This window comes from Kitasatospora sp. NPDC023176, assembly GCF_055560495.1.
In genome coordinates this window covers 1-1,677 of sequence record NZ_JBVHIP010000094.1, presented here as the reverse complement: position 1 = coordinate 1,677, position 1,677 = coordinate 1, and the positions used below count along the sequence as shown (strand labels likewise).

General features: G+C 69.0%; 2 protein-coding genes. One reads left to right on the top strand and one right to left on the bottom strand.

Going from position 1 to position 1,677, the window contains the following annotated elements; all coding sequences use genetic code 11:
- Positions 1–113: 113 nt before the first annotated feature.
- Positions 114–659 (top strand): hypothetical protein, encoded by a 546-nt coding sequence (locus ACZ3YL_RS42430; RefSeq protein WP_465663201.1) that lies wholly within the window; start codon positions 114–116, stop codon positions 657–659.
- Here ACZ3YL_RS42430 and ACZ3YL_RS42425 read toward each other — a convergent pair.
- Positions 616–1,407: an IS5 family transposase gene (locus tag ACZ3YL_RS42425; protein ID WP_465663199.1), complete on the bottom strand. Its 792-nt coding sequence runs from the start codon at positions 1,405–1,407 to the stop codon at positions 616–618. The genes ACZ3YL_RS42430 and ACZ3YL_RS42425 overlap by 44 nt on opposite strands.
- Positions 1,408–1,677: the final 270 nt, after the last annotated feature.

The window sequence follows — 1,677 nt, the reverse complement described above, 5'->3', positions numbered from 1 at the left end:
AGTGGCTGTTGTCTTTCCGGGCTTGAGGACTGCGTTCTCGCTGGTCAGGCATAGGTTCGCCAGCCTCGTGGGAGTGGTGACGTGTCGTGTCGTCACTCCGGTGGAGGTCGCAGATGCCGTCGGTCGTTGGGCTTCTGGAACAGCGCGAGCTTGCCGCTCGCCGGCGCGTGGACGAACTGCGAGAAGAGGCCGACCGTATCCATGCCGAGCTGGCTGTGGCCGAGCGGGACTGGAAGGAGTGGGTCATCGCCCGCTCACGCGTCGGCGAGGTACTGGCCCCGACCGGCGATGACGTTGCCGGCCTCGATGTCTCCGAGGGCCCGCGGGAACACGATGAACAGCCGGTGCGGCCCGAGCCCTCGGAATCGGCGAAGCCGAAGTCCGTGGTGCCGATGTGGCGCACGGGGCTGGCCTGGTCGGCATTGTCGGAGGACTACCAGCGCATCCTGCAGGCTCTCGCGGACCGGAACCGCCTCGGTCAAGGTCCGCTGACGTGCCAGGAGATGGCCGCCTGCTTCGGCTTGGACCCGGTGCCGGGGAAGGTGGAGGCGTTGCGGTCGAAGGCGAAGCGGTTGGTGGCCCGGGGTTGGCTGGTCGAGTCGGCGCCGGGCCGGTTCACGCTCGTGAAGGGCGTGGCCGGGCAAGGCGGCGGGTCATGAGCAGGGTCATCGACCAGTAGATCACCGCCTCGGCGCTGCTGGTGGATCGCTCGAAGTCGCGCACGAGGCGCCGGCTTTGCATCAGGTGCGCGAAGAACCGTTCGACGATCCACCGCTTGGGCAGTACGACGAAGCCGCGCATGTCGTCGCTGCGTTTGACGATGGCGAGGACCATGGCGAGGGCGGTCAGGCTGTACTCGACGAGGCCGCCGGTGTAGCCGCCGTCGGCCCAGACCAGGGCCAGCAGGCGGTGCGCGGCGGCCACCTGGGCGAGCAGGACCTGGGCGGCGGCGCGGTCACCGGTGTCCGCGGCGGTGACCACCACCGCCAGCAGCAGGCCGAGGGTGTCGACGACGACGTGCCGTTTGCGGCCGTTGATCAGTTTTCCGCCGTCGAAGCCGCGACTGTCGGAGCCGACGACGGCGTCCGCCTTGACCGACTGGGAGTCGATCACGCCCGCGCTCGGCTCCGGATCCCGCCCGGCCTTCTCACGGACCTTGCCGCGCAGCCGGTCATGGAACTCCCGGACCAGACCCAGGTCGCGCCAGCGGCGGAAGAACGCGTAGACCCGGTCCCACGGCGGGAAGTCGGCCGGCATCGCCCGCCACTTCGTTCCGTTGTCGACCAGGTAGTGGATCGCGTCCAGCATCACGCGGTGGCAGTACGCCTCCGGCTGCCCGCCCCGACCCCGCAGCCAGCCCGGCACTGGCAGCAGCGGCCGGACCACGGCCCACTCGGCGTCCGACATGTCCGTCGGATAGCGCCGCGCGCGCACCCCGTGGTCGCCGGCGTTTCCGAATCTGTGAGCCAGGCAGTCACACGCGCGAGTGACCGAACTGGACTCCGCTGCCGCAACTGCGAAAAACTGCAGCAACAGGGCCTCCTGGAGCGCTCGTTGGCGTAGACACCCTCCGAGCTACCACGAGGCCCTGCTTTCATGCCCGCCACCCACCGCGATCACCCGATCGAGACTCCCGTTCGATCAACACTCCTCAAGATCGGAACGACAACAGCCACT

Bases quoted from the DNA above. Each gene is read 5' to 3' on its own strand.
- ACZ3YL_RS42430 (WP_465663201.1), top strand. From the start codon at position 114: ATGCCGTCGGTCGTTGGGCTTCTGGAACAGCGCGAGCTTGCCGCTCGC.
- ACZ3YL_RS42425 (WP_465663199.1), bottom strand. From the start codon at position 1,407: ATGTCGGACGCCGAGTGGGCCGTGGTCCGGCCGCTGCTGCCAGTGCCG.